The organism is Pseudomonas sp. LAP_36 (assembly GCF_019456785.1).
GTDB lineage: Bacteria > Pseudomonadota > Gammaproteobacteria > Pseudomonadales > Pseudomonadaceae > Aquipseudomonas > Aquipseudomonas tritici.
In genome coordinates, this window is sequence record NZ_JAHZMS010000003.1 from 410,541 (window position 1) to 429,739 (window position 19,199).

18 protein-coding genes are annotated in these 19,199 nt (G+C 60.8%); 8 read left to right on the plus strand and 10 right to left on the minus strand.

From position 1 onward, the window contains the following. Nucleotides 1–43 precede the first annotated feature (43 nt). Nucleotides 44–694 (minus strand): DUF1120 domain-containing protein, encoded by a 651-nt coding sequence (locus JBO08_RS13010; RefSeq protein ID WP_065874455.1) that lies wholly within the window; start codon nt 692–694, stop codon nt 44–46. Nucleotides 695–1,166: 472 nt separating this feature from the next. On the opposite strand from JBO08_RS13010, the gene ppx reads away from it, so the two are divergent. Continuing rightward, on the plus strand, nt 1,167–2,669 hold the full coding sequence (gene ppx / locus JBO08_RS13015) for an exopolyphosphatase (RefSeq protein WP_028618414.1): 1,503 nt from the start codon (nt 1,167–1,169) through the stop codon (nt 2,667–2,669). Between the two features lie 136 nt (nt 2,670–2,805). Here the strand turns inward: ppx and ppk1 are convergent, their stop codons facing one another. Together ppk1 and hemB are read right to left on the minus strand one after the other, a co-directional pair. After that, nucleotides 2,806–5,028: a polyphosphate kinase 1 gene (gene ppk1 / locus JBO08_RS13020; RefSeq protein ID WP_065875421.1), complete on the minus strand. Its 2,223-nt coding sequence runs from the start codon at nt 5,026–5,028 to the stop codon at nt 2,806–2,808. Nucleotides 5,029–5,046: 18 nt separating this feature from the next. Next, nucleotides 5,047–6,060, minus strand: coding sequence for a porphobilinogen synthase (gene hemB / locus JBO08_RS13025; RefSeq protein ID WP_065875422.1), 1,014 nt, complete (start codon nt 6,058–6,060; stop codon nt 5,047–5,049). Nucleotides 6,061–6,267: 207 nt separating this feature from the next. On the opposite strand from hemB, the gene JBO08_RS13030 reads away from it, so the two are divergent. Next, nucleotides 6,268–6,903, plus strand: coding sequence for a DedA family protein (locus JBO08_RS13030; protein WP_065875423.1), 636 nt, complete (start codon nt 6,268–6,270; stop codon nt 6,901–6,903). Here the strand turns inward: JBO08_RS13030 and JBO08_RS13035 are convergent. Continuing rightward, nucleotides 6,884–8,119 (minus strand): sterol desaturase family protein, encoded by a 1,236-nt coding sequence (locus tag JBO08_RS13035; protein ID WP_065875424.1) that lies wholly within the window; start codon nt 8,117–8,119, stop codon nt 6,884–6,886. The genes JBO08_RS13030 and JBO08_RS13035 overlap by 20 nt on opposite strands. A gap of 115 nt (nt 8,120–8,234) precedes the next feature. On the opposite strand from JBO08_RS13035, the gene elbB reads away from it, so the two are divergent. Next, nucleotides 8,235–8,900 (plus strand): isoprenoid biosynthesis glyoxalase ElbB, encoded by a 666-nt coding sequence (gene elbB, locus JBO08_RS13040; RefSeq protein ID WP_065875425.1) that lies wholly within the window; start codon nt 8,235–8,237, stop codon nt 8,898–8,900. Nucleotides 8,901–9,073: 173 nt separating this feature from the next. Here elbB and JBO08_RS13045 read toward each other — a convergent pair whose 3' ends face one another. After that, nucleotides 9,074–9,529, minus strand: coding sequence for a YaiI/YqxD family protein (locus JBO08_RS13045; RefSeq protein ID WP_065875426.1), 456 nt, complete (start codon nt 9,527–9,529; stop codon nt 9,074–9,076). A 1-nt stretch (nt 9,530) separates the two neighbouring features. After that, nucleotides 9,531–11,426 (minus strand): FTR1 family protein, encoded by a 1,896-nt coding sequence (locus JBO08_RS13050; RefSeq protein ID WP_065875427.1) that lies wholly within the window; start codon nt 11,424–11,426, stop codon nt 9,531–9,533. A 268-nt stretch (nt 11,427–11,694) separates the two neighbouring features. On the opposite strand from JBO08_RS13050, the gene JBO08_RS13055 reads away from it, so the two are divergent. From JBO08_RS13055 to JBO08_RS13070, 4 genes are read left to right on the plus strand one after another with little or no spacing between them, the layout of a single operon-like run. Then, nucleotides 11,695–13,089, plus strand: coding sequence for a COG3014 family protein (locus JBO08_RS13055; RefSeq protein ID WP_065875428.1), 1,395 nt, complete (start codon nt 11,695–11,697; stop codon nt 13,087–13,089). 10 nt (nt 13,090–13,099) lie between these two features. Next, complete coding sequence (locus JBO08_RS13060) at nt 13,100–13,471, plus strand: YcfL family protein (RefSeq protein ID WP_065875429.1); 372 nt, start codon at nt 13,100–13,102, stop codon at nt 13,469–13,471. Between the two features lie 35 nt (nt 13,472–13,506). Further along, complete coding sequence (gene lpoB / locus JBO08_RS13065) at nt 13,507–14,094, plus strand: penicillin-binding protein activator LpoB (RefSeq protein ID WP_049710984.1); 588 nt, start codon at nt 13,507–13,509, stop codon at nt 14,092–14,094. A gap of 3 nt (nt 14,095–14,097) precedes the next feature. Beyond that, nucleotides 14,098–14,838 (plus strand): penicillin-binding protein activator LpoB, encoded by a 741-nt coding sequence (locus JBO08_RS13070; protein ID WP_065875430.1) that lies wholly within the window; start codon nt 14,098–14,100, stop codon nt 14,836–14,838. A 169-nt stretch (nt 14,839–15,007) separates the two neighbouring features. On the opposite strand, the gene JBO08_RS13075 is transcribed toward JBO08_RS13070, so the two are convergent. From JBO08_RS13075 to JBO08_RS13085, 3 genes are all read right to left on the minus strand, one after another. Next, nucleotides 15,008–15,640: a LysE family transporter gene (locus JBO08_RS13075; RefSeq protein ID WP_015886481.1), complete on the minus strand. Its 633-nt coding sequence runs from the start codon at nt 15,638–15,640 to the stop codon at nt 15,008–15,010. 88 nt (nt 15,641–15,728) lie between these two features. Then, nucleotides 15,729–16,301: a mechanosensitive ion channel family protein gene (locus tag JBO08_RS13080; protein WP_065875431.1), complete on the minus strand. Its 573-nt coding sequence runs from the start codon at nt 16,299–16,301 to the stop codon at nt 15,729–15,731. Continuing rightward, entirely contained in the window at nt 16,301–18,211 is a 1,911-nt protein-coding gene (locus tag JBO08_RS13085; RefSeq protein WP_065875432.1) for an ATP-binding cassette domain-containing protein, read from the minus strand. The genes JBO08_RS13080 and JBO08_RS13085 overlap by 1 nt, the downstream gene beginning before the upstream one ends. A 50-nt stretch (nt 18,212–18,261) precedes the next feature. Here JBO08_RS13085 and JBO08_RS13090 point away from each other — a divergent pair, with 50 nt between their 5' ends. Continuing rightward, entirely contained in the window at nt 18,262–18,729 is a 468-nt protein-coding gene (locus tag JBO08_RS13090; RefSeq protein ID WP_065875433.1) for a TIGR02444 family protein, read from the plus strand. Here JBO08_RS13090 and JBO08_RS28165 read toward each other — a convergent pair. Continuing rightward, a partial coding sequence (locus tag JBO08_RS28165) for a hypothetical protein (RefSeq protein ID WP_258407216.1) occupies nt 18,726–19,199 on the minus strand: 474 nt, incomplete at its 5' end. The two genes, JBO08_RS13090 and JBO08_RS28165, sit on opposite strands and share 4 nt — an antisense overlap.

Sequence of the window (19,199 nt, forward strand, 5' to 3'; positions counted from 1 at the left end):
CGCGTCACTGCCTGTGCATTAAGGTCGGCCGTTAATAACGTATTTAGATGTAACTCAATTCCAGAGTGGCGCGGCCGTCCAGTGTCGTATCGCGGGTCAGGTCCAGATCTTGCGTGCGGTTGATAACGGCTTTCACAGCCAGAGTGCCCGTAAGTTGGGTGATGGATGCGGGTTGCAGGCTGGAGCCGTTGCCCCACGAATATTGACTCGGCTTTTGCGCGACTTTGCCGTCACTGCGCTGCCAGGAACCTGTGGTACCAACACGCACGAGAGGGCTCAGGGCCCCGGTGGACGAGCGTAGATTCGTCAGAGTCACGGAGTAGCCACCCGTACGCTTGCCGTTGGCAAGGCCAAGCCCGAAGTTCTGCGCCTCGGTGAACCCGGAACCGAGAATCCCGGTCACCTTGCTGCCCGATTGCAGGTCAGTCAGCGCCAGGCCGAACTGGGCTGGCGTCTTGCCGCAACTGACGGACAAGGCGACAGGTTTCTCTGTTAGAGGATTGAAGTTAGTGGCGGACAGACTTCCGGAGGGAATTATTCCGTAATCCACGATGCCGCCACCGGCGAGGCTGAGGTTGCAAGCCAACGGCTTGATCGTCCCTCGTACAATCAGTTCAGCAGCCGTTGTTGCATGAGCGCCGATACTCGCGACCAGACACAGAGTACTGACTGTCAAACCAAGCATTTTTTTCATGTTTATCCTGTCATCTATAGTGGGCAGGTGCGTTTACGATGGGCGGGTATCCTTTACCCCTCTCTTCATCCTTTAACATATGACCACACATAAATAACACCACGGCGAAATTGCCGAGTGACAGTCTGTCGCTTTACCCCCCGAATAAAGAATGAGAGAACACGCCACTCTTCGTGGGAGGTGTAGATAGAGAAAGTGGGCCAGAATTCATCGTCGAGTAAGCTTAAGTACAAAACCAACTAGTGAATATCCAACTCAGTGTAGGCAAAATCATAAACAGCCTGAAAACAACAAACGCTTAATTACGCCTACAAAAATGAAACATCATTCGCTGCGGGCCTAGAAAACCGCCCTACATTCCCCACAAGAATTCCTTACAGACAGTCAAAGGAAAATTACCGAAGCCGTACGCGTTGGCACCAAAGGTCGATCGTGGCACGATGGCTGGGTTATCGACCGAGACCCCCTAACCATGCCGCAATCCCAAGCCAAGAATCTGTCCCTGATCGCCGCCATCGACCTGGGCTCCAACAGCTTTCACATGGTCGTGGCCAAGGCCCAGAACGGCGAAATCCGCATCCTTGAACGGCTCGGCGAAAAAGTGCAACTGGCTGCCGGAATCGACGATGAGCGCCAACTCAACGAAGAATCCATGCAGCGCGGGCTCGATTGCCTCAAGCGGTTTGCACAATTGATCAACGGCATGCCCCTGGGTGCCGTGCGAATCGTCGGCACCAACGCCCTGCGCGAAGCCCGCAACCGTGGCGAATTCATCCGCCGCGCCGAGGAGATCCTTGGGCATCCCGTCGAAGTCATCTCTGGCCGTGAAGAAGCGCGCCTGATCTACCTCGGCGTGTCCCACACCCTGGCCGATACGCCCGGCAAACGCCTGGTCGCCGACATCGGCGGTGGCAGTACCGAATTCATCATTGGCCAGCGCTTTGAACCGCTACTGCGCGAAAGCCTGCAGATGGGCTGCGTCAGCTACACCCAGCGTTATTTCAAGGATGGCAAGATCACCCCGGCGCGCTATGCCCAGGCCTACACGGCGGCGCGACTGGAGATCATGAGCATCGAGCACGCCCTGCACCGCCTGACCTGGGATGAGGCCATCGGTTCATCCGGCACCATCCGCGCCATCGGCCTGGCCCTGAAAGCCGGCGGCCACGGCACCGGCGAGGTCAACGCCGAAGGCCTGGCGTGGCTCAAGCGCAAACTGTTCAAGCTGGGGGACGCCGAGAAAATCGACTTCGACGGCATCAAGCCCGACCGTCGTACTATCTTCCCGGCCGGCCTGGCGATTCTCGAAGCGATCTTCGACGCCCTCGAGCTGCAACGCATGGACCACTGCGACGGTGCCCTGCGCGAAGGTGTGCTCTACGACCTGCTGGGCCGACACCACCACGAGGACGTGCGGGAGCGCACGCTCACCTCGTTGATGGAGCGTTACCACGTCGACCTGGAACAAGCCGCCCGTGTGGAGCGTAAAGCCCTGCACGCCTTCGACCAGGTGGCCGAGGACTGGGACCTGGAAGACGGCGTATGGCGCGAGCTGTTGGGCTGGGCTGCCAAGGTGCATGAAGTGGGGCTGGATATCGCCCACTACCATTACCACAAGCACGGCGCCTACCTGATCGAGCACTCGGACCTGGCCGGTTTCTCACGCGAAGACCAGCAAATGCTCGCCCTGCTGGTGCGTGGCCATCGCCGTAACATCCCCAAGGATAAATTTGCTGAGTTCGGCGACGAGGGCATCAAGCTGATTCGCCTGTGCGTGCTGCTGCGCTTTGCAATCCTGTTCCACCATATCCGTGGCACCCAGGAAATGCCCCAAGTGACCCTGCGCGCCGACGGCGACAGCCTGGACGTAGTGTTCCCGAAAGGTTGGCTGGATGAGAATCAGCTGACCCAGGCGGATTTCGCCCAGGAAGCGGAGTGGCTGACGCGGGTGGGGTTCAGCCTGAACCTGCGTTAACCCGGCCCAAAGAACACTGCAAAAGCAAATGTGGGAGCGGGCTTGCTCGCGAATGCGGAGTGTCAGTCACTAGATGTACTGACTGATCTACCGCATTCGCGAGCAAGCCCGCTCCCACATTTGGTTTGTGTCGGCTTCAGTTCACCGACAGGATCGGGCTACCCAACTTCTCCAGCAACGTCGCCTGCGCACTGCGCGGGTTCTGGTTGCCGGTCGGCGTGTTGCGAATATAGCGGCCGTCCGACTGCAGGCTCCAGCTGTGGGTGTTGTCGGTGAGGTAGCTTTCCAGCTCCTTCTTGACCCGCATGATCAGCTTCTTGCCTTCCACCGGGAAGCATGTTTCCACACGCTTATCGAGGTTGCGCTCCATCCAGTCGGCACTGGAGAGGAACATCTGTTCTTCGCCACCGTTGAGGAAGTAGAAGACCCGCGTGTGCTCCAGGAAGCGGCCGATGATCGAGCGCACGTGAATGTTGTGCGAAACCCCGACAATGCCAGGACGCAGGCAGCACATGCCGCGCACCACCAGATCGATGCGCACGCCGGACTGGCTGGCCTTGTACAGCGCGCGAATGATCTTCGGATCGGTCAGCGAGTTGAACTTGGCAATGATGTGCGCCGGTTTGCCGTCGAGGGCGAACTGGGTTTCGCGGGCAATCATGTCGAGCATGCCCTTCTTGAGGGTGAACGGCGCGTGCAGCAGCTTCTTCATGCGCAAGGTCTTGCCCATGCCGATCAACTGGCTGAACAACTTGCCGACGTCTTCACACAAGGCATCGTCGGACGTCAGCAGGCTGTAGTCGGTGTAGAGCTTGGCGTTACCGGCGTGGTAGTTACCAGTGCCCAAGTGTGCGTAGCGCACGATCTCACCGGCTTCGCGGCGCAGGATCAGCATCATCTTGGCGTGGGTCTTGAAGCCGACCACACCGTAGATCACCACCGCGCCGGCTGCTTGCAGGCGACTGGCCAATTGCAGGTTGGACTCTTCGTCGAACCGCGCACGCAACTCGATCACCGCCGTGACTTCCTTGCCGTTACGCGCGGCGTCGACCAGGGCGTCGACGATTTCCGAGTTGGCGCCGGAACGGTACAGGGTCTGGCGCACGGCCAACACGTGTGGGTCTTTGGCGGCTTGTCGCAGCAGGTCGACCACTGGCGTGAAGGACTCGAACGGATGCAGCAGCAGGATGTCCTGCTTGCTCACCACGCTGAAGATATTCTCGCTGTTTTGCAGCAATTTCGGGATCTGCGGCGTGAACGGGGTGTATTGCAGTTCCGGATGGCTGTCCAGGCCGGTGATGCTGAACAGGCGTGTCAAGTTCACCGGGCCATTGACCTGGTACAACTCGGATTCGGCCAGGTTGAACTGCTTCAGCAAGTAGTCCGACAGGTGTTTAGGGCAGGTGTCGGCCACTTCCAGGCGCACCGCATCGCCGTAGCGCCGCGAGAACAGCTCGCCGCGCAGGGCACGGGCCAAGTCTTCGACGTCTTCGGAGTCCAGCGCCAGGTCGGCGTTACGGGTCAGGCGGAATTGGTAGCAGCCCTTCACCTTCATGCCCTGGAACAGGTCATCGGCGTGCGCATGGATCATCGACGACAGGAATACATAGTTATCGCCAGCGCCCCCCACCTCTTCCGGTACCTTAATGATCCGTGGCAACAGACGCGGTGCCGGGATGATCGCAAGGCCTGAGTCACGACCGAAGGCGTCGATACCTTCCAGCTCGACAATAAAGTTGAGGCTCTTGTTCACCAGCAACGGGAACGGGTGCGTCGGGTCGAGTCCGATCGGGGTGATGATCGGCGAAATCTCGTCACGGAAATAACGGCGCACCCAGGTTTTGATCTTGGTAGTCCAGTGACGGCGACGGATGAAGCGGACCTGATGTTTTTCCAGTTCCGGCAACAGAATGTCGTTGAGGATCGCGTATTGGCGGTCCACATGGCCGTGTACCAGTTCGCTGATGCGCGCCAGTGCCTGATGCGGCTGCAGGCCATCGGCGCCGGCTTGTTCGCGGGCAAAGGTGATTTGTTTCTTGAGGCCGGCGACGCGGATCTCGAAGAACTCGTCCAGGTTGCTGGAGAAGATCAACAGGAACTTCAGCCGCTCCAGCAACGGATAGGACTCATCCAGCGCCTGTTCCAGCACGCGGATGTTGAATTGCAGTTGTGACAGCTCGCGGTGGATGTACAGGCTGCTGTCATCCAGGTTGGTCACAGCGACCACCGGGACCGGCGCGGGCGGCTCAGCCACCACGACAGGCACGGCGGGCTCGTGCTCCGGCGGCGTTTCGGTGACTTGTTCAACCACCGGGTGAGCGTCTTTTACGGCAACTTCTGTGAGTCCTTCGGTATTCATCGAGTGTTCCTGTGAGGGCTATTGTTGCTCTCTAAGCAATTGGGCGGCGCGGGCGGCGAAGTAGGTCAGAATGCCATCAGCCCCGGCGCGTTTAAAGGCTGTAAGGGATTCAAGGATCACCCCTTCACTCAGCCATCCATTCTGTATTGCTGCCATGTGCATGGCGTATTCGCCACTGACCTGATACACAAAGGTCGGCACCTTGAATTCTTCTTTGACCCGATAAAGGATGTCCAAGTAGGGCATCCCCGGCTTGACCATCACCATGTCAGCGCCTTCGGCCAAGTCGGCCGCCACTTCGTGCAGGGCTTCATGGCTGTTGGCCGGGTCCATCTGGTACGAAGCCTTGTTGGCCTTGCCCAGGTTAAGCGCCGAGCCCACCGCATCGCGGAACGGGCCGTAATAGGCGCTGGCGTACTTGGCCGAATAGGCCATGATCCGCACGTTGACGTGGCCAGCCAGCTCCAGGGATTCGCGGATCGCCTGGATGCGGCCGTCCATCATGTCCGACGGTGCAACCACCTGGGCACCGGCTGCTGCGTGGGACAGGGCTTGCTTGACCAGGGCATCCACGGTGACGTCATTTTCAACATAGCCGTCCCGGTCAAGAATGCCATCCTGGCCGTGGGTGGTGAACGGGTCCAACGCCACGTCAGTGATCACCCCCAGCTCCGGGAAACGCTCGCGCAGCGCACGCGTGGCACGCTGCGCGATCCCTTCCGGGTTCCAGGCTTCGGCAGCGTCCAGGGACTTGAGTTCAGGAGGCGTGACCGGGAACAGCGCCAGCGCGGGAATCCCCAACTCAACCCAGCCCGCGGCTTCTTCAAGCAGCAGATCAATGCTCAGGCGTTCCACACCTGGCATCGAAGCCACCGCTTCCCGACGATTTTCACCGTCCAGCACAAACACCGGCAGGATCAGATCGTCGGTCGTCAGTACATTTTCACGCACCAGACGACGAGAAAAATCATCACGACGATTGCGACGCAGACGAGTGGCGGGAAACAGGCGATTGGCAGGGGTAAAGCTCACGACAGACTCCTGAGCCCGGGTTCACGGGCGAGCGTTGCAGTTATAAGCGGCCATTATGACGAAGGTATGACAGTTGTGCTTAACGATGCGACCTGTAGTCGCATTCGCGATTTACGTAGGAATTGTTCACTTCGTGACACATCTCGATACTTTCATGAATCTTCGTGAAGGCGTAGGCTGCGCGTTCATTTCGCCAGCACCCAGACCATGCTTCAACAATTTCTGCATGACTTCGGCTACTTTGCCCTCTTCCTAGGCACCTTCTTTGAAGGCGAGACCATTCTTGTTCTCGCAGGCTTCCTGGCGTTCCGTGGGTACATGGATATCAACCTGGTGGTGGTGGTTGCCTTTTTCGGTAGCTACGCCGGCGACCAGCTTTGGTATTACATGGGCCGCAAGCACGGCCGCAAGCTGTTGGCGCGCAAGCCGCGCTGGCAATTGATGGGCGACAAAGCCCTGGAGCATATCCGCAAGCACCCGGATATCTGGGTATTGAGCTTTCGCTTCGTCTACGGGCTGCGCACGGTCATGCCAGTGGCGATTGGTCTTTCCGGCTACCCACCGCTGCGCTACCTCATCCTCAACGGTATTGGTGCCGCGATCTGGGCGGCCGCGTTGGGCGCAGCGGCTTACCATTTCGGCGCCGTGCTGGAAGGCATGCTCGGTAGCGTGAAGAAATATGAGTTATGGGTATTGGGCGCGTTGCTGCTGCTGGGCTTTGGCCTCTGGCTGCGCCGCCGCTTCAAGAACGCCCGTATCGCTCGTCAGGCCTGTGCCGATGAAAAGGCCCGGCTTGCCGCCGAGCCTGCACGGGTTGAAGCGCCTAAGACACCAGTCGAGTAAACCGGCTGCTGCAGCAGTAGAGGCCAATCACGCTGAGCAGGCTGTAACTGAGCAGGCCCAGCCAGCCCAGGTTGCTGGCCGGCCACAGACCGACCAAAGGCGCCAGCCATACCAGCGGCACATTCAGCACCAGCCGTGAAAGCTCGGCCTTGAACGCCCATGGGCGGTTCTCCAAAGCCACACCCAATGTAAACAGCCCCAACGCCATGGCACTCCAACCCAGGATCAGCGCCGCCGTGGGCAAGCCTTCGCCGAAATTCATCAAATAGCTACCAAAGCTCACATACGCCGCGAACTGCAGGGCGATGTAGACCTGTTGGCGCACATCCAGCGCTACCTCGAACTTACGGAACAGGCTCAAGTCATGTTTCGCCAGCGGGTACTTAGCCTTCACGTCCGCCGGGCGCCAGCCGGTGCGCATGAACCAGATGCGCAGCTTGTCCCACCAGCGCTCTGTGCGCCGCGCATCACTCCACAGCTGTGCATAAAACTGCAGGTTAGCCCACAGCGGGTTCCAGCTGGACAACGGCGTGGTCACGCCGAAAATAACCGGCTCGTTGTCGTCTTCTTCCTGAAAGGAGCCGAACAGGCGGTCCCAAATAATGAACACCCCGCCGTAGTTGCGATCCATGTAGAGAGCGTTCTGTGCATGGTGGGCCCGATGATTGGATGGCGTGACGAAAAACCATTCGAACCAGCCGAGTTTGGGCACATGCCGGGTGTGCACCCAGAATTGATACAGCAAGTTAAGGGACGCCACGCTGATAAACACCACCAACGGCACGCCGAGTACGGCCAGCGGCAGGTAGAAGATCCAGCTCAGCAGGAAACCGGTGCTGGTCTGGCGCAGGGCAGTGCTGAGGTTGTAGTCCTCGCTCTGGTGATGCACCGAGTGCGCGGCCCACAAGATGTTGCGTTCGTGCCCCATGCGATGCAGCCAGTAGTAGCAGAAGTCGTAGAACACAAAGGCGAACACCCAGGTCCAGACGCTGTGGGCCGACAGCTCGATCACCGCGAGGTGCTTGAGGGCGAACGCATAGGTCAACAGCCCCACGCCCTTGGTCAGCAGCCCCGTGGTGGTAGACAGCACACCGGTGCTGAGGCTGTTGATGGCGTCCGCCACCCGGTAGTTACGCTGGCCGCGCCAATGATCGGCGAGCAGCTCCACCACAATCAGGGCGATGAAAAACGGTACCGCGTAAGGCACGAAGTCCATGGTCTGGTCCGGTCTATTTTTGTTACATCAGATTAGGTGCAGCGGCGCGAGATCCCATTGGCAACAGATGACAAATTAGTAGACATTTAACGCCAAGAACCCAGGAGAAATGCCCATGAGCAAAAAGATAGCAGTGATCCTTTCCGGCTGTGGCGTGTACGACGGCGCAGAGATCCAAGAAAGCGTGATCACGCTGCTGCGCCTGGACCAGCGCGGCGCTCAGGTCCAATGCTTTGCCCCGGACATCGCGCAACTGCACGTGATCAACCACCTCACCGGCGAAACGATGCCCGAGTCACGCAATGTGCTGGTGGAGTCGGCGCGGATCGCCCGGGGGGACGTGAAAGACATCCGCGAAGCCAATGCCGAAGACTTCGATGCGCTGATCGTGCCCGGCGGGTTTGGTGCGGCGAAGAACCTGTCGAACTTTGCCGTGGAAGGCGCCGGCTGCAGCGTCAACCCGCAGGTTCTGGAGCTGGCCGAGGCCTTTGCCGAATCGGGCAAGCCCGTGGGACTGATCTGCATCTCCCCGGCCCTGGCGGCGAAAATCTACGGTCCTGGCGTGACCTGCACCATTGGCAACTGTGCCGACACCGCCGCCGCGCTGGACAAGATGGGCGCCACCCACCAGGAGTGCGCGGTGGAAGATATCGTCGAAGACCAGGCGCGCAAGCTGGTGAGCACCCCGGCCTATATGCTCGGCAAGAACATCAGCGAGGTCGCTTCGGGGATCAACAAGCTGGTGGATCGGGTGCTGGAGTTGACCCACGAAAACGACTGACCCGCTTGCCAAACACTTAATGTAGTGAGCGGGCTTGCCCCGCGCTGGGTGGCGAAGCCGCCCCAAACCAGACGACCTGGTTTTATCTGGAACTCTGCGGTGTCTTTATTGGGGCTGCTACGCAGCCCAGCGCGGGCGGTGCGACGATTCGACAAGCCCGCTCACTACACAGCTCAGGCTTGGCGCATCAACCGGGTGAGGATTCGGTCCAGGGCATTGGCAAACGCCTGCTTGTCCTTCTCGCCATGGGGCGGTGGACCGCCGCCCATCTGGCCCTGCTCGCGCAGATCGGTGAACAGGTTGCGCACTGCCAGGCGCTCACTCATGTTGGCCGGGCTGAACTCCTTGCCTCGTGGATCGAGGGCCGTGACCCCCTTTTTCACCAAGCGGTCAGCCAGCGGCACATCGCTGCAGATCACCAGTTCACCGGGCTCTGCGTGCTCTACCAGGTAGTCATCCGCCGCATCCGGGCCACTGGGCACCACAATTAGCTTCACACAGGCAAAGCTCGGCTTGATCTGGCTCTGACCGGCCACCAGCACCACTTCGAACTGGCGCTTGAGGGCGAACTTCACCACTTGGTCCTTGGCCGCCCGAGGGCAGGCGTCGGCATCGATCCACACGCGCATGTTATGCCGCCACCCGGCGCTTCTCCGCGATTCGACTGCGGCCATACAGCACCACAATCGCCAGGATCGCTACTGCCTGCGCACTCAGCGAGTAGGCATCGGCGTGAATCCCCAGCCAATCAAAGTCAAAGAATGCCACCGGCCGCGTGCCGAAGATCCCGGCTTCCTGCAACGCCTTCACGCCGTGCCCCGCAAACACCACCGACAGTGCACACAACAGCGCCGCGTTGATTCCGAAGAACAACGCCAACGGCAGCTTCGCCGAACCCCGCAGGATCACCCACGCCAGGCCCACCAGCAGCACCAGCGCCGTGGCGCCACCCGCCAGCACCGCGTTGTGCCCGGCCGGGCCGGCTTGCAGCCACAGGGTTTCGTAGAACAGGATCACCTCGAACAGCTCGCGGTACACCGAGAAGAACGCCAGCATCGCAAAGCCAAAACGCCCGCCACCGCCCACCAGGCTGCTCTTGATGTAATCCTGCCAAGCCGCAGCGTGGCGACGGTCATGCATCCACACGCCGAGCCACAGCACCATCACGCTGGCGAACAGCGCCGTGCAGCCCTCAAGCAATTCGCGCTGGGCGCCGCTCACGTCAATCACGTACGCGGCCAACGCCCAGGTCGCCAAACCCGCCAACAGCGCCAAGCCCCAACCTACGTTGACGCTGCGCACCGCCGACTGCTGGCCGGTGTTACGCAGGAACGCGAGGATCGCGGCCAGCACCAGGATCGCTTCCAGGCCTTCACGCAACAGGATCAACAAACCGGAGATGTAGCTCAATGACCAGCTCAGGCCGTCGCTGCCCAGCAAGCCGGCGGACTCGGTGAGTTTGCCCTTGGCCACGTCCAGACGCTGTTGCACCTGCTCGACCGGCAAACCGTCCTGCAACGACTGCCGGTAGGCCATCAGCGCCTTCTCGGTGTCTTTGCGCACGTTGGCGTCGACGTTGTCCAGGGAGCTTTCTACCAGTTCAAAGCCCTCCAGGTACGCGGCTACCGAGAGATCGTAGGCCTGTTCGTGATCACCGCTGCGGAACGCGGCCAGGCTCTTGTCCAGGGTCGTAGCGGTGTATTCAAGCAGTTGCGCCGGGCCACGCTTGACCTGCGGCGGTTGCGCACGCTGGGCGCGGAACGTCGCGGCGGCAGCCGGGCCATTGGCGGCCAGCACTTCATTGGGGGTCTGGCGAGCAAGGTCAGCGAGATTGAACGGCTGCTCGCTTTTGGCGGCGGCCGGGTCGGCGGTGAAGCCGGCGATGTAAGTGGCCAGGTCCCAGCGTTGGCGATCGTCCAGTTGGTCGGCAAAAGACGGCATGTCAGTGCCTTCCACACCCAGGCCCAGCGTGTTGTAGATCGCGTAGAGACTCAGGCGATCCAGGCGCACGGCGTCACGCAGATTAGCGGGCGGCGGCGTCATGCCAACACTGGCCGGCCCATCACCGGCGCCCGCTGTGCCGTGGCAGACCGAGCAGTGTTGGGCGTAAAGCGGCGCGCCGCGGGTTGGGTCAGGCGTGATCGCCGGTGCCTGGCTGACTTCATAGGCCACCGCCAGTTGAGCCCCCAATTGCCGGGCCTGGCGGGCGACTGTCGGGCCGTCCTGATGAGCGGTTACAGCCGCTAACAGTTCATCAACACCTTTGACCAACGCCACGCGTTCCGGGCGCTGTGGCAACTCTGCCACTAGGCCCTGCAACACCCCGAGAAACTCCAGCTGTTCGCGGTATTCGGGTTCATCGATAACCTTGCCCGCCTCCACCGTCGGAGGATAGTCAGCACCAATGTAGTCCAGCAAATGCAGGGCTTGTGGGGCGCCCTCGGCAGTCGCGGCCAACAGGTTGAAGCTGCACGACATCAACGCCGGCACTATCAGCCAGGCGAGAAAACGGAAGGGGGCAGTCATGAACGAATCTCAAATGGAAATACGAAGTAACATATTGTTAGGGCTTTACGGGTTTGACTCAAGGCGTAAGTGATTTGTCGTTTGTGGGGGCGGAGCGTTTTAGATGCGGGATGGTGGCACTCCAGCCGATTTCACCGGATCAAATAGCCATTGTTTTGCCAGTAATGGTGCCTATAATGCCGCGCCCTGTTAGTGCGAAAGGGAATTTTGTTCCTCGTTTTTATGAGGAATTACCACATCGGTTGATACTTTCAGGGAAGAAGTTTGCATGGCATTTCGCGCCTTACCTTCGCTCGCGCTTGCGGCGGTCACCTTGCTGTCCGGCTGTTCGATGTTCCGCAACTACGACACCGAACTGCAAGCCACCAACCAGCAATTGGCCACCGGCAATGTCGACGCCGCGCTGACCCTGCTGGAAAAGAACAACACCGGCGACGACAAAGACCTGCTCTATTTCTTCGAAAAGGGCGAGTTGCTGCGGGCCAAGGGCGACATGACCGGCAGCCAGACCGCCTGGCGCAGCGCCGACCTGCAAGTCGCCAAGTGGGAGGATTCGGTCAAGTTCGACAGCGCAAGGTATCTCGCCCAGTTCGGCAGTTTCGTTGCCAACGACAAAGTGCGGCGCTACGAAGGCTATGACTACGAAAAGGTCATGCTGACCACGCAGATGGCCCTGAACCTCCTGGCCCTGAACGACTTCGACGGCGCGCGCACCGAAATCAAGAAGACCCATGAACGCGAAGCGGTGATCGCCGACCTGCGGGACAAGGAATACCTCAAGCGCGAGAACGAAGCCCAGCGTGAGGGCGTGACCACCCAGATGAAAGACTTGCGCGGCTACCCGGTGGAAGCCCTGGATGCGCCGGAAGTGGTCGGTCTGAAAAACAGCTACCAGAGTGCGTTCAGTCATTACCTGGCCGGTTTCGTCTACGAAGCCTTGGGCGAAAAAGACCTGGCAGCCCCCGGTTACCGCAAGGCCGCCGAGTTGCGCCCCAATACACCGTTGCTGGAACAGGCGCTGTTGAACCTGGATAAATCCAAGGTCGGCGCCAATGAAACCGACGTGCTGATCGTGGTCCAGAGTGGCCTGGCACCGGCTCGCGATTCGATTCGCCTGCCGCTGCCGATTCCGATCAATGGCAACCTGGTGATCACACCGCTGTCGTTCCCGGTGATCAAGGCGGATACGTCCACCGCGACCTTCGCCCAGATCGGCGTCGACGGCCAGCAACAGAACCTCACCATACTCAACAGCACTACGGCCATGTCCCGCCGCGCACTGCGTGATGACATGCCTGGGATTATCCTGCGCACCACCGTGCGTGCGGTCACCCGTGGCGTGGCGCAAAACAACCTGAACAAGACCAACCCGATGGCGGGCCTGGTGCTGGGTATCGCCTCAGCCGTCACCGAAGGCGCCGACACCCGCACCTGGCGCACCCTGCCGGACATGACCCAGGTGACCCGCCTGCGCCTCAAGCACGGCGAACACCAGGTCAGCCTGCCCAATGCCCTGGGCGGCACGCTGGTAACGGTCAAGGCTGATCAGCGCTATCAAGTGATCACCCTGCGCGTGGTTGGTAACCAAGTGTTCGCGGGCGGCCTGGCCGCCCATGTGGTGCCGAGCACGGCCACCCAGGCCATCGCCCTCAAACAACCTTAAGGAGCACGCTATGCGTCATTTCATCCCTGGCGCCCTGGCGCTGGTCCTGCTTGCCGGTTGCGCCACCCCGCCGCCGCCGGAGCCCGGCAGCGCCGCGAGCAAAATCGTAGTGATGGGCAAGTTCAAGGGCATCGCGGTCGGTGCCATTCGTGTTGCCCGCGAGAACGGCTTTCTCACCGCCAAGGTGCAGTTGAGCAACATCACCAGCAGCAACCAGATGATGTATTACCGCTTTGCCTGGCTGGGCGCCGATGGCTTCCCGGTGGGCGATGAAGAAACCTGGAAGGTGCTGAACCTGTACGCCAACCAGGCGACCTTTCTGCCGGCCATCGCCAACCTGCCCCAGGCGGCGGACTTCCGCCTTGAAGTGAAAACGCCTTGAGCCGTTCACCCTTTTTGCTACTGAGAGATTTCCCCATGTTTGCACGCTTCTCGATCCTCGCCGTAGTTGCCGTATTGGCCAGCGGTTGCTCTAACACTTCGCCGGTACTGGGCGGTAAAAACATCAGCTACGGCGATACCAAGGCCGTAGAACTGGTGACCAACGAGTTCGGCTCCACCGACCTGCAGATGATCGCCGAAAGCATGACCCGCTCCCTGGCCCAGTCCGGCATCCTGCAAGGCCGCCCGGTGGTGCAGGTGTACGACGTGAAGAATAAGACCAGCGAGTACATCGATACCCGCGAGATCACCACGTCGATCAAGACCCAGTTGATGAAGACCGGCACCGCGCGCTTTGCCAGCGACAACACCGACATGCAAAGCCAGGTTGACCAGCTCAAGCTGCAGAACCAGAGCGGCCTGTACAAGAAGTCCACCGTCAGCAAGACCGGCAACATGGTCGCCGCCAAGTACCGCCTGGAAGGCTCCATCAGCTCCATCGTCAAGCGCAGCTCAGACTACAAGGACGTGTTCTACAAGTTCAGCCTGCAACTGATCGACGTCGAGAGCGGCCTGGCCGAATGGATGGACGAAAAAGAAATCCGCAAGACCACGGAGCGCTAAGCAATGCGTGCATGGATCGGCATGATCGGCCTGCTGTGCGCCTTCGGCGCCTCGGCCGCCCCGAAGATCGCGGTGACCGACCTGGCCTACGAGGCGCGGGTCGAGGAATACATTCACCAGGTGTCGGCGAGCAATAACTTCCAGGCCAGCGCTTACCACGCCAGCGGCGCATCGAATTACAGCGAGTACGAAAGCCGTACCAGCTACATCGAACAGACCGAGCTGCGTAAATTCAGCGGTGACATCAAGGGCGAGATCCTCAAGTCCCGCCAGTTCCAGCTGGTGCAGGGCACGCCCTACACCGCCGATGCCAAGGGTGACGTCTACGATGTGATCAAGCGCATCAAGGCCGGCCACTTCAAGGGAGCTGACTATGTGCTGTTCGGCACGCTGTCAGACATCGACTTCACCCAGGACATCAACGCCCTGGACCACACCAACAGCTACTCGGCGGTATTGGGCCTGACGCTGGTGGCGGACTTCAGCCTGATCAACACCCGTACCTACGAGATCACCTCGGCGTTTACCGCCATGGGTGAAGGCCAGGACACCAAGCTGGTGAGCAGCCGCGATGTGCGTGTGAGCCTGAATCGGCCGCGGGTAGTGAAAGAAGTGTCGAAAGCGCTGGGGGAAGATGTGGCGCGGCAGTTGGCGGAGCAATTGGGTGGCGGGTATCAAGAGCCTGGCCAGCCGGTGTTGCGTAACAACCTGCCGAGGGATGAAGCGCCGAAGATACTGCGCTGAAACCCGATTTCACAAGCAACACAAAACCAATGTGGGAGCTGGCTTGTCGGGTCGCCGCACCGCTGCGATGCGAGCACCTCGGTGTAACTGATACACCGAGGTGATGCTATCGCAGCGGTGCGGCGACCCGACAAGCCAGCTCCCACATTTTTGATCTGGTTTCTTCAGTTCAAGCCGTTGCGCGATGCAGACTGGCCAGAAAGCCCGCAGCGCCCACAAACAACCCGGCAAACGTACGGTTCATACGCTTCTGCTGCTTAGGCGTGCGCAACAAACGCAACACTTTCGACGCCAGCCCCGTATACCCCGCCATCACCACCATATCGACGCAAATCATCGTCGCACCTAGGATCAGGTACTGGATCAGCAACGGCGCTTGTGGGTTCACAAACTGCGGCAGCACCGCCAGCATGAACACCAGGGCCTTAGGGTTGCTGGCATTGACCAGAAAGCCTCGGAACATCATCGCCATCGGTTTGCCGATCGGGCGCACGGCCGCGTCGTCGGTCATGTCCATGGGCAACGCGCGCCATTGCTTGATGGCCAGGTACACCAGGTACGCCACGCCAAACCATTTGATCACATAGAAGGCCGTGGACGACGTCGCCAGAATGGCACCCAGGCCGCAAGCAACGACGGCAATCTGCATCGCCAGGCCCAGTTGCAGGCCAATGGCGTTCCAGTAACCGCGCAGGAAACCGTATTGCAGGCCGCTGGACATCGAGGCGATGGCGCCAGCGCCAGGGGAAAGGGAGATGATCCAACTGGCCAGGAAAAAGGCCAGCCACGTGTCGAGTGCCATTACACACCTCAGGGGGGAGTTAGCTGTTGTGCCTTAAGCTAACTCCGCCGACCAACGGATGGCTATAGATTTTTACAAGATGTGAACGCTAGCGGTCGCCCGGAAACACGTGGGTACCCGGCCAACGGCGCACCGAGCGCTGGAAGAACAGGCTGTTAGGCACTTGCACCATCGCGCTGTCGGTGCCGGCTTCCGCCACTTCAACCAGTGTGGTGTAGAGCAGATTGATCGCCACGACCCGGCCCTTCACGCCCGGTTTGTCGACGGTATCCACCAGCTCGACAATATCACCCAGGCGAAACGGCCCGACGGTGAAGATCAGAATGGCGCACAGCAGGTTGGACAGCACCGACCACATGGCAAAGAACGCCACGGCGGCGACCGCGACAAACCCGGAAAGCGCCGTCCACAATACGGTGGCAGAGACACCCAGGCGGCCCAGCACAAAGATCAGCGCACTGCCCATGATCAACCAGCGCAAACCACCGCGCAGCGGCATCAGCAGTTGCGGGGGGAACGGGTAGCGCTCACCCAGGCGAGTCAGGCCTTTGGCCACAAAACGCTGGGCCAGGTAGCCGGCCAGCAGGATCAGCAGGATTTGCACGCCGATCCATACGGGCTCGACCCATTGCGCCGGTAACGGCAGATGCAACGCTTCCATCAGGACAGCGCCTCCAGCTCCGCTTGCAGGGTTTCCAGCAGCTCGAGAGCTTCCATCCAGGTTTCCTCCAACTGCCCTTCGCGCACCTTGAGTTTGGCCTGTTCAGCCAGCAGGTCACGCAGCTCGTCCTTGCGGGCGGCCTCGTAAACGGCGCTGTCGCCCAGGCTGGTTTCGATCTTGGCCAGACGCTCGTGCACCTTGCCCAGCTCGGCTTCCAGCTTGTCGGCTTCACGCTTGTGCGGCGCCAACTGCTGACGCAGTGCAGCGGCGGCCTGACGCTGGGCTTTCTTGTCGGTCTTGTCCGGGTTGACGGGCGTATTGCTGACCGGCGCGTTGCGCAGGCGGTAATCCGTCAGCCAGCGCGCGTAATCATCCAGGTCGCCGTCAAACTCTTCGACTTTGCCATCGGCCACCAGCAGGAAGTTGTCGGTGGTGCTCTTGAGCAAGTGACGATCGTGAGACACCACCAGTACCGCACCGCTGAACTCCTGCAGGGCCATGGTCAGCGCCAGGCGCATTTCCAGGTCCAGGTGGTTGGTCGGTTCGTCGAGCAGCAGCAGGTTCGGACGATCCCAGGCGATCAACGCCAGGGCCAGTCGGGCTTTTTCGCCGCCGGAAAAATTCAGCACCGGCTCGTCGATGCGCGCACCCCGGAAGTCGAAACCACCCAGGAAGTCGCGCAGGGTCTGTTCGCGCTCGGTCGGCGCCAGACGCTGCAAGTGCAGCAACGGGCTGGCTTTGGAGTCCAGGGAATCCAGCTGATGCTGGGCGAAGTAGCCCACCACCGTGTTCTCGCCACGGGTCAAGCGACCGGCCAGGGGCTCAAGCTCACCCGAGAGGTTCTTGATCAGCGTCGACTTGCCCGCACCGTTAGGGCCGAGCAAACCGATGCGCGCACCTGGCGTGAGCTGCAGCTTCACTTTTTCCAGGATGGTTTTGTCGCCATAACCCAGGCGAGCATCTGAAAGATCCAGCAACGGGCTGGATATCTTCACCGACTCGCGGAACACAAAGTCGAACGGCGAATCGACATGGGCCGCCGACAGCTCTTCCATGCGCTCCAGGGCCTTGATCCGGCTCTGGGCCTGGCGGGCCTTGGTGGCCTGGGCCTTGAACCGGGCGATGTAGCTTTCCATGTGCGCACGCTGCGCCTGCTGCTTCTCGAACGCCTGTTGTTGCTGGGCCAGGCGTTCGGCGCGGGCGCGCTCGAATGCGGTATAGCCGCCACGGTACAGGGTGATTTTCTTCTGTTCGACGTGGGCGATGTTGTCGACCACGGCGTCGAGGAAATCGCGGTCGTGGGAAATCAGCAGCAACGTGCCCTGGTAATTCTTGAGGAAGTCTTCCAGCCACAAGATCGCATCAAGGTCCAAGTGGTTGGTCGGTTCATCGAGCAGCAACAGGTCCGAGGGGCACATCAGCGCCTGGGCCAGGTTCAGGCGCATGCGCCAGCCACCGGAGAAGTCAGCGACCGGGCGGTCCATCTGTTCGTTGGTGAAACCAAGGCCGGCGAGCATTTTGCGGGCGCGGGCGTCGGCGGTGTAGCCGTCGGCACTGTCGAGTTCCGAGTGCAGGCGCGCCTGGGCGGCGCCGTCCTGGGCTTTCTCGGCCTCGGCGAGGTCGTGTTGCACCTGGCGCAGGCGCAGGTCGCCATCGAGCACGTAGTCGATCGCGATGCGGTCCAGGGTGTCGATCTCCTGGCGCATGTGGGCGATGCGCCAGTCGGCCGGCAGCAAGCAGTCCCCGGAATCTGGGGTCAGCTCGCCCAGCAACAGGGCGAACAACGTGGATTTGCCGGCGCCATTGGCACCGATCAAGCCGGCTTTGTGACCGGCGTGCAGGGTCAGCTCGGCGTCTTCGAGAAGACGTTGCGGGCCACGCTGTAATGTTAGGCTTTGAAGTCGGATCATAATGGCGGCGGAGTCTACCAGCTTCGTTGCCCGCTGGCTTGGGTGTGAATATGTGCGCTGACCTATGGAGCTTTGCCCTCTCGACTTACGCCCGCCCGGGCGTCGAAGCTGCTTGCCTGCGTTTACAGGAGCAAGGGGCGGATGTGTGCCTATTGCTCTGTGGCGCGTGGCTGGAACAGCGCGCTGTGGCCGTGACGGCCGAACGCATCCAGGCGCTGAAACAGATCGCCGAACCTTGGCAGGCGCACGTGATTGAGCCGTTACGACGGGTGCGCATGCAATGGCGTGCGATGGCGCAGCAGGACGAGGATTTGGCGGGGTTACGTGAACGGGTCAAAGCCCTGGAGCTGGAGGCCGAACGACAATTGCTCGCGCGCCTGGAAACGCTGGCGCGAATGTGGCCGACGGATGAGGCGATGGGTCATCAACAGTGGCTGGAAGGACTGGCGGCCGAGGATGCCGCCAACCTTGACCACGACGCGCTGCAGCAGCTGCGCGTCGTGGTCACCAGCACTTAGGAAGCGCTGGTTGGGGTGGTGCTTGGCGCTACCGGGGCAGGCGTGTTGGTGGCCGGTGCAGTTGGAGCGCTCGACGCGGCCGGGGCAGCAGCAGATGTTGCTGGCTTGGCCGGTGCTGGTTTTGCGGCAGCTGGTTTGGCAACGGCTGGCTTGGCTGCAGGTTTGGCAGTTGGCTTAGCGGCTGGTTTTGCAGCAGCAGGTTTGGCGGCTGGCTTCGCGGCTGGTTTTGCAGCAGCGGTTTTAGCAGCTGGCTTCGCGGCCGGTTTTGCAGCAGCCGGTTTTGCAGCTGGCTTGGCGGCTGGTTTTGCAGCAGCGGTTTTGGCAACTGGCTTGGCGGCTGGTTTTGCAGCAGCGGTTTTAGCAGCTGGCTTCGCGGCCGGCTTTGCAGCAGCGGTTTTAGCAACTGGCTTCGCGGCTGGCTTTGCAGCAGCGGTTTTAGCAGCTGGCTTCGCGGCTGGCTTTGCAGCAGC

Bases quoted from the DNA above. Each gene is read 5' to 3' on its own strand.
- JBO08_RS13010 (WP_065874455.1), bottom strand. From the start codon at position 694: ATGAAAAAAATGCTTGGTTTGACAGTCAGTACTCTGTGTCTGGTCGCG.
- ppx (WP_028618414.1), top strand. From the start codon at position 1,167: ATGCCGCAATCCCAAGCCAAGAATCTGTCCCTGATCGCCGCCATCGAC.
- ppk1 (WP_065875421.1), bottom strand. From the start codon at position 5,028: ATGAATACCGAAGGACTCACAGAAGTTGCCGTAAAAGACGCTCACCCG.
- JBO08_RS13030 (WP_065875423.1), top strand. From the start codon at position 6,268: ATGCTTCAACAATTTCTGCATGACTTCGGCTACTTTGCCCTCTTCCTA.
- JBO08_RS13035 (WP_065875424.1), bottom strand. From the start codon at position 8,119: ATGGACTTCGTGCCTTACGCGGTACCGTTTTTCATCGCCCTGATTGTG.
- elbB (WP_065875425.1), top strand. From the start codon at position 8,235: ATGAGCAAAAAGATAGCAGTGATCCTTTCCGGCTGTGGCGTGTACGAC.
- JBO08_RS13045 (WP_065875426.1), bottom strand. From the start codon at position 9,529: ATGCGCGTGTGGATCGATGCCGACGCCTGCCCTCGGGCGGCCAAGGAC.
- JBO08_RS13050 (WP_065875427.1), bottom strand. From the start codon at position 11,426: ATGACTGCCCCCTTCCGTTTTCTCGCCTGGCTGATAGTGCCGGCGTTG.
- JBO08_RS13055 (WP_065875428.1), top strand. From the start codon at position 11,695: ATGGCATTTCGCGCCTTACCTTCGCTCGCGCTTGCGGCGGTCACCTTG.
- JBO08_RS13060 (WP_065875429.1), top strand. From the start codon at position 13,100: ATGCGTCATTTCATCCCTGGCGCCCTGGCGCTGGTCCTGCTTGCCGGT.
- lpoB (WP_049710984.1), top strand. From the start codon at position 13,507: ATGTTTGCACGCTTCTCGATCCTCGCCGTAGTTGCCGTATTGGCCAGC.
- JBO08_RS13070 (WP_065875430.1), top strand. From the start codon at position 14,098: ATGCGTGCATGGATCGGCATGATCGGCCTGCTGTGCGCCTTCGGCGCC.
- JBO08_RS13075 (WP_015886481.1), bottom strand. From the start codon at position 15,640: ATGGCACTCGACACGTGGCTGGCCTTTTTCCTGGCCAGTTGGATCATC.
- JBO08_RS13080 (WP_065875431.1), bottom strand. From the start codon at position 16,301: ATGGAAGCGTTGCATCTGCCGTTACCGGCGCAATGGGTCGAGCCCGTA.
- JBO08_RS13085 (WP_065875432.1), bottom strand. From the start codon at position 18,211: ATGATCCGACTTCAAAGCCTAACATTACAGCGTGGCCCGCAACGTCTT.
- JBO08_RS13090 (WP_065875433.1), top strand. From the start codon at position 18,262: ATGTGCGCTGACCTATGGAGCTTTGCCCTCTCGACTTACGCCCGCCCG.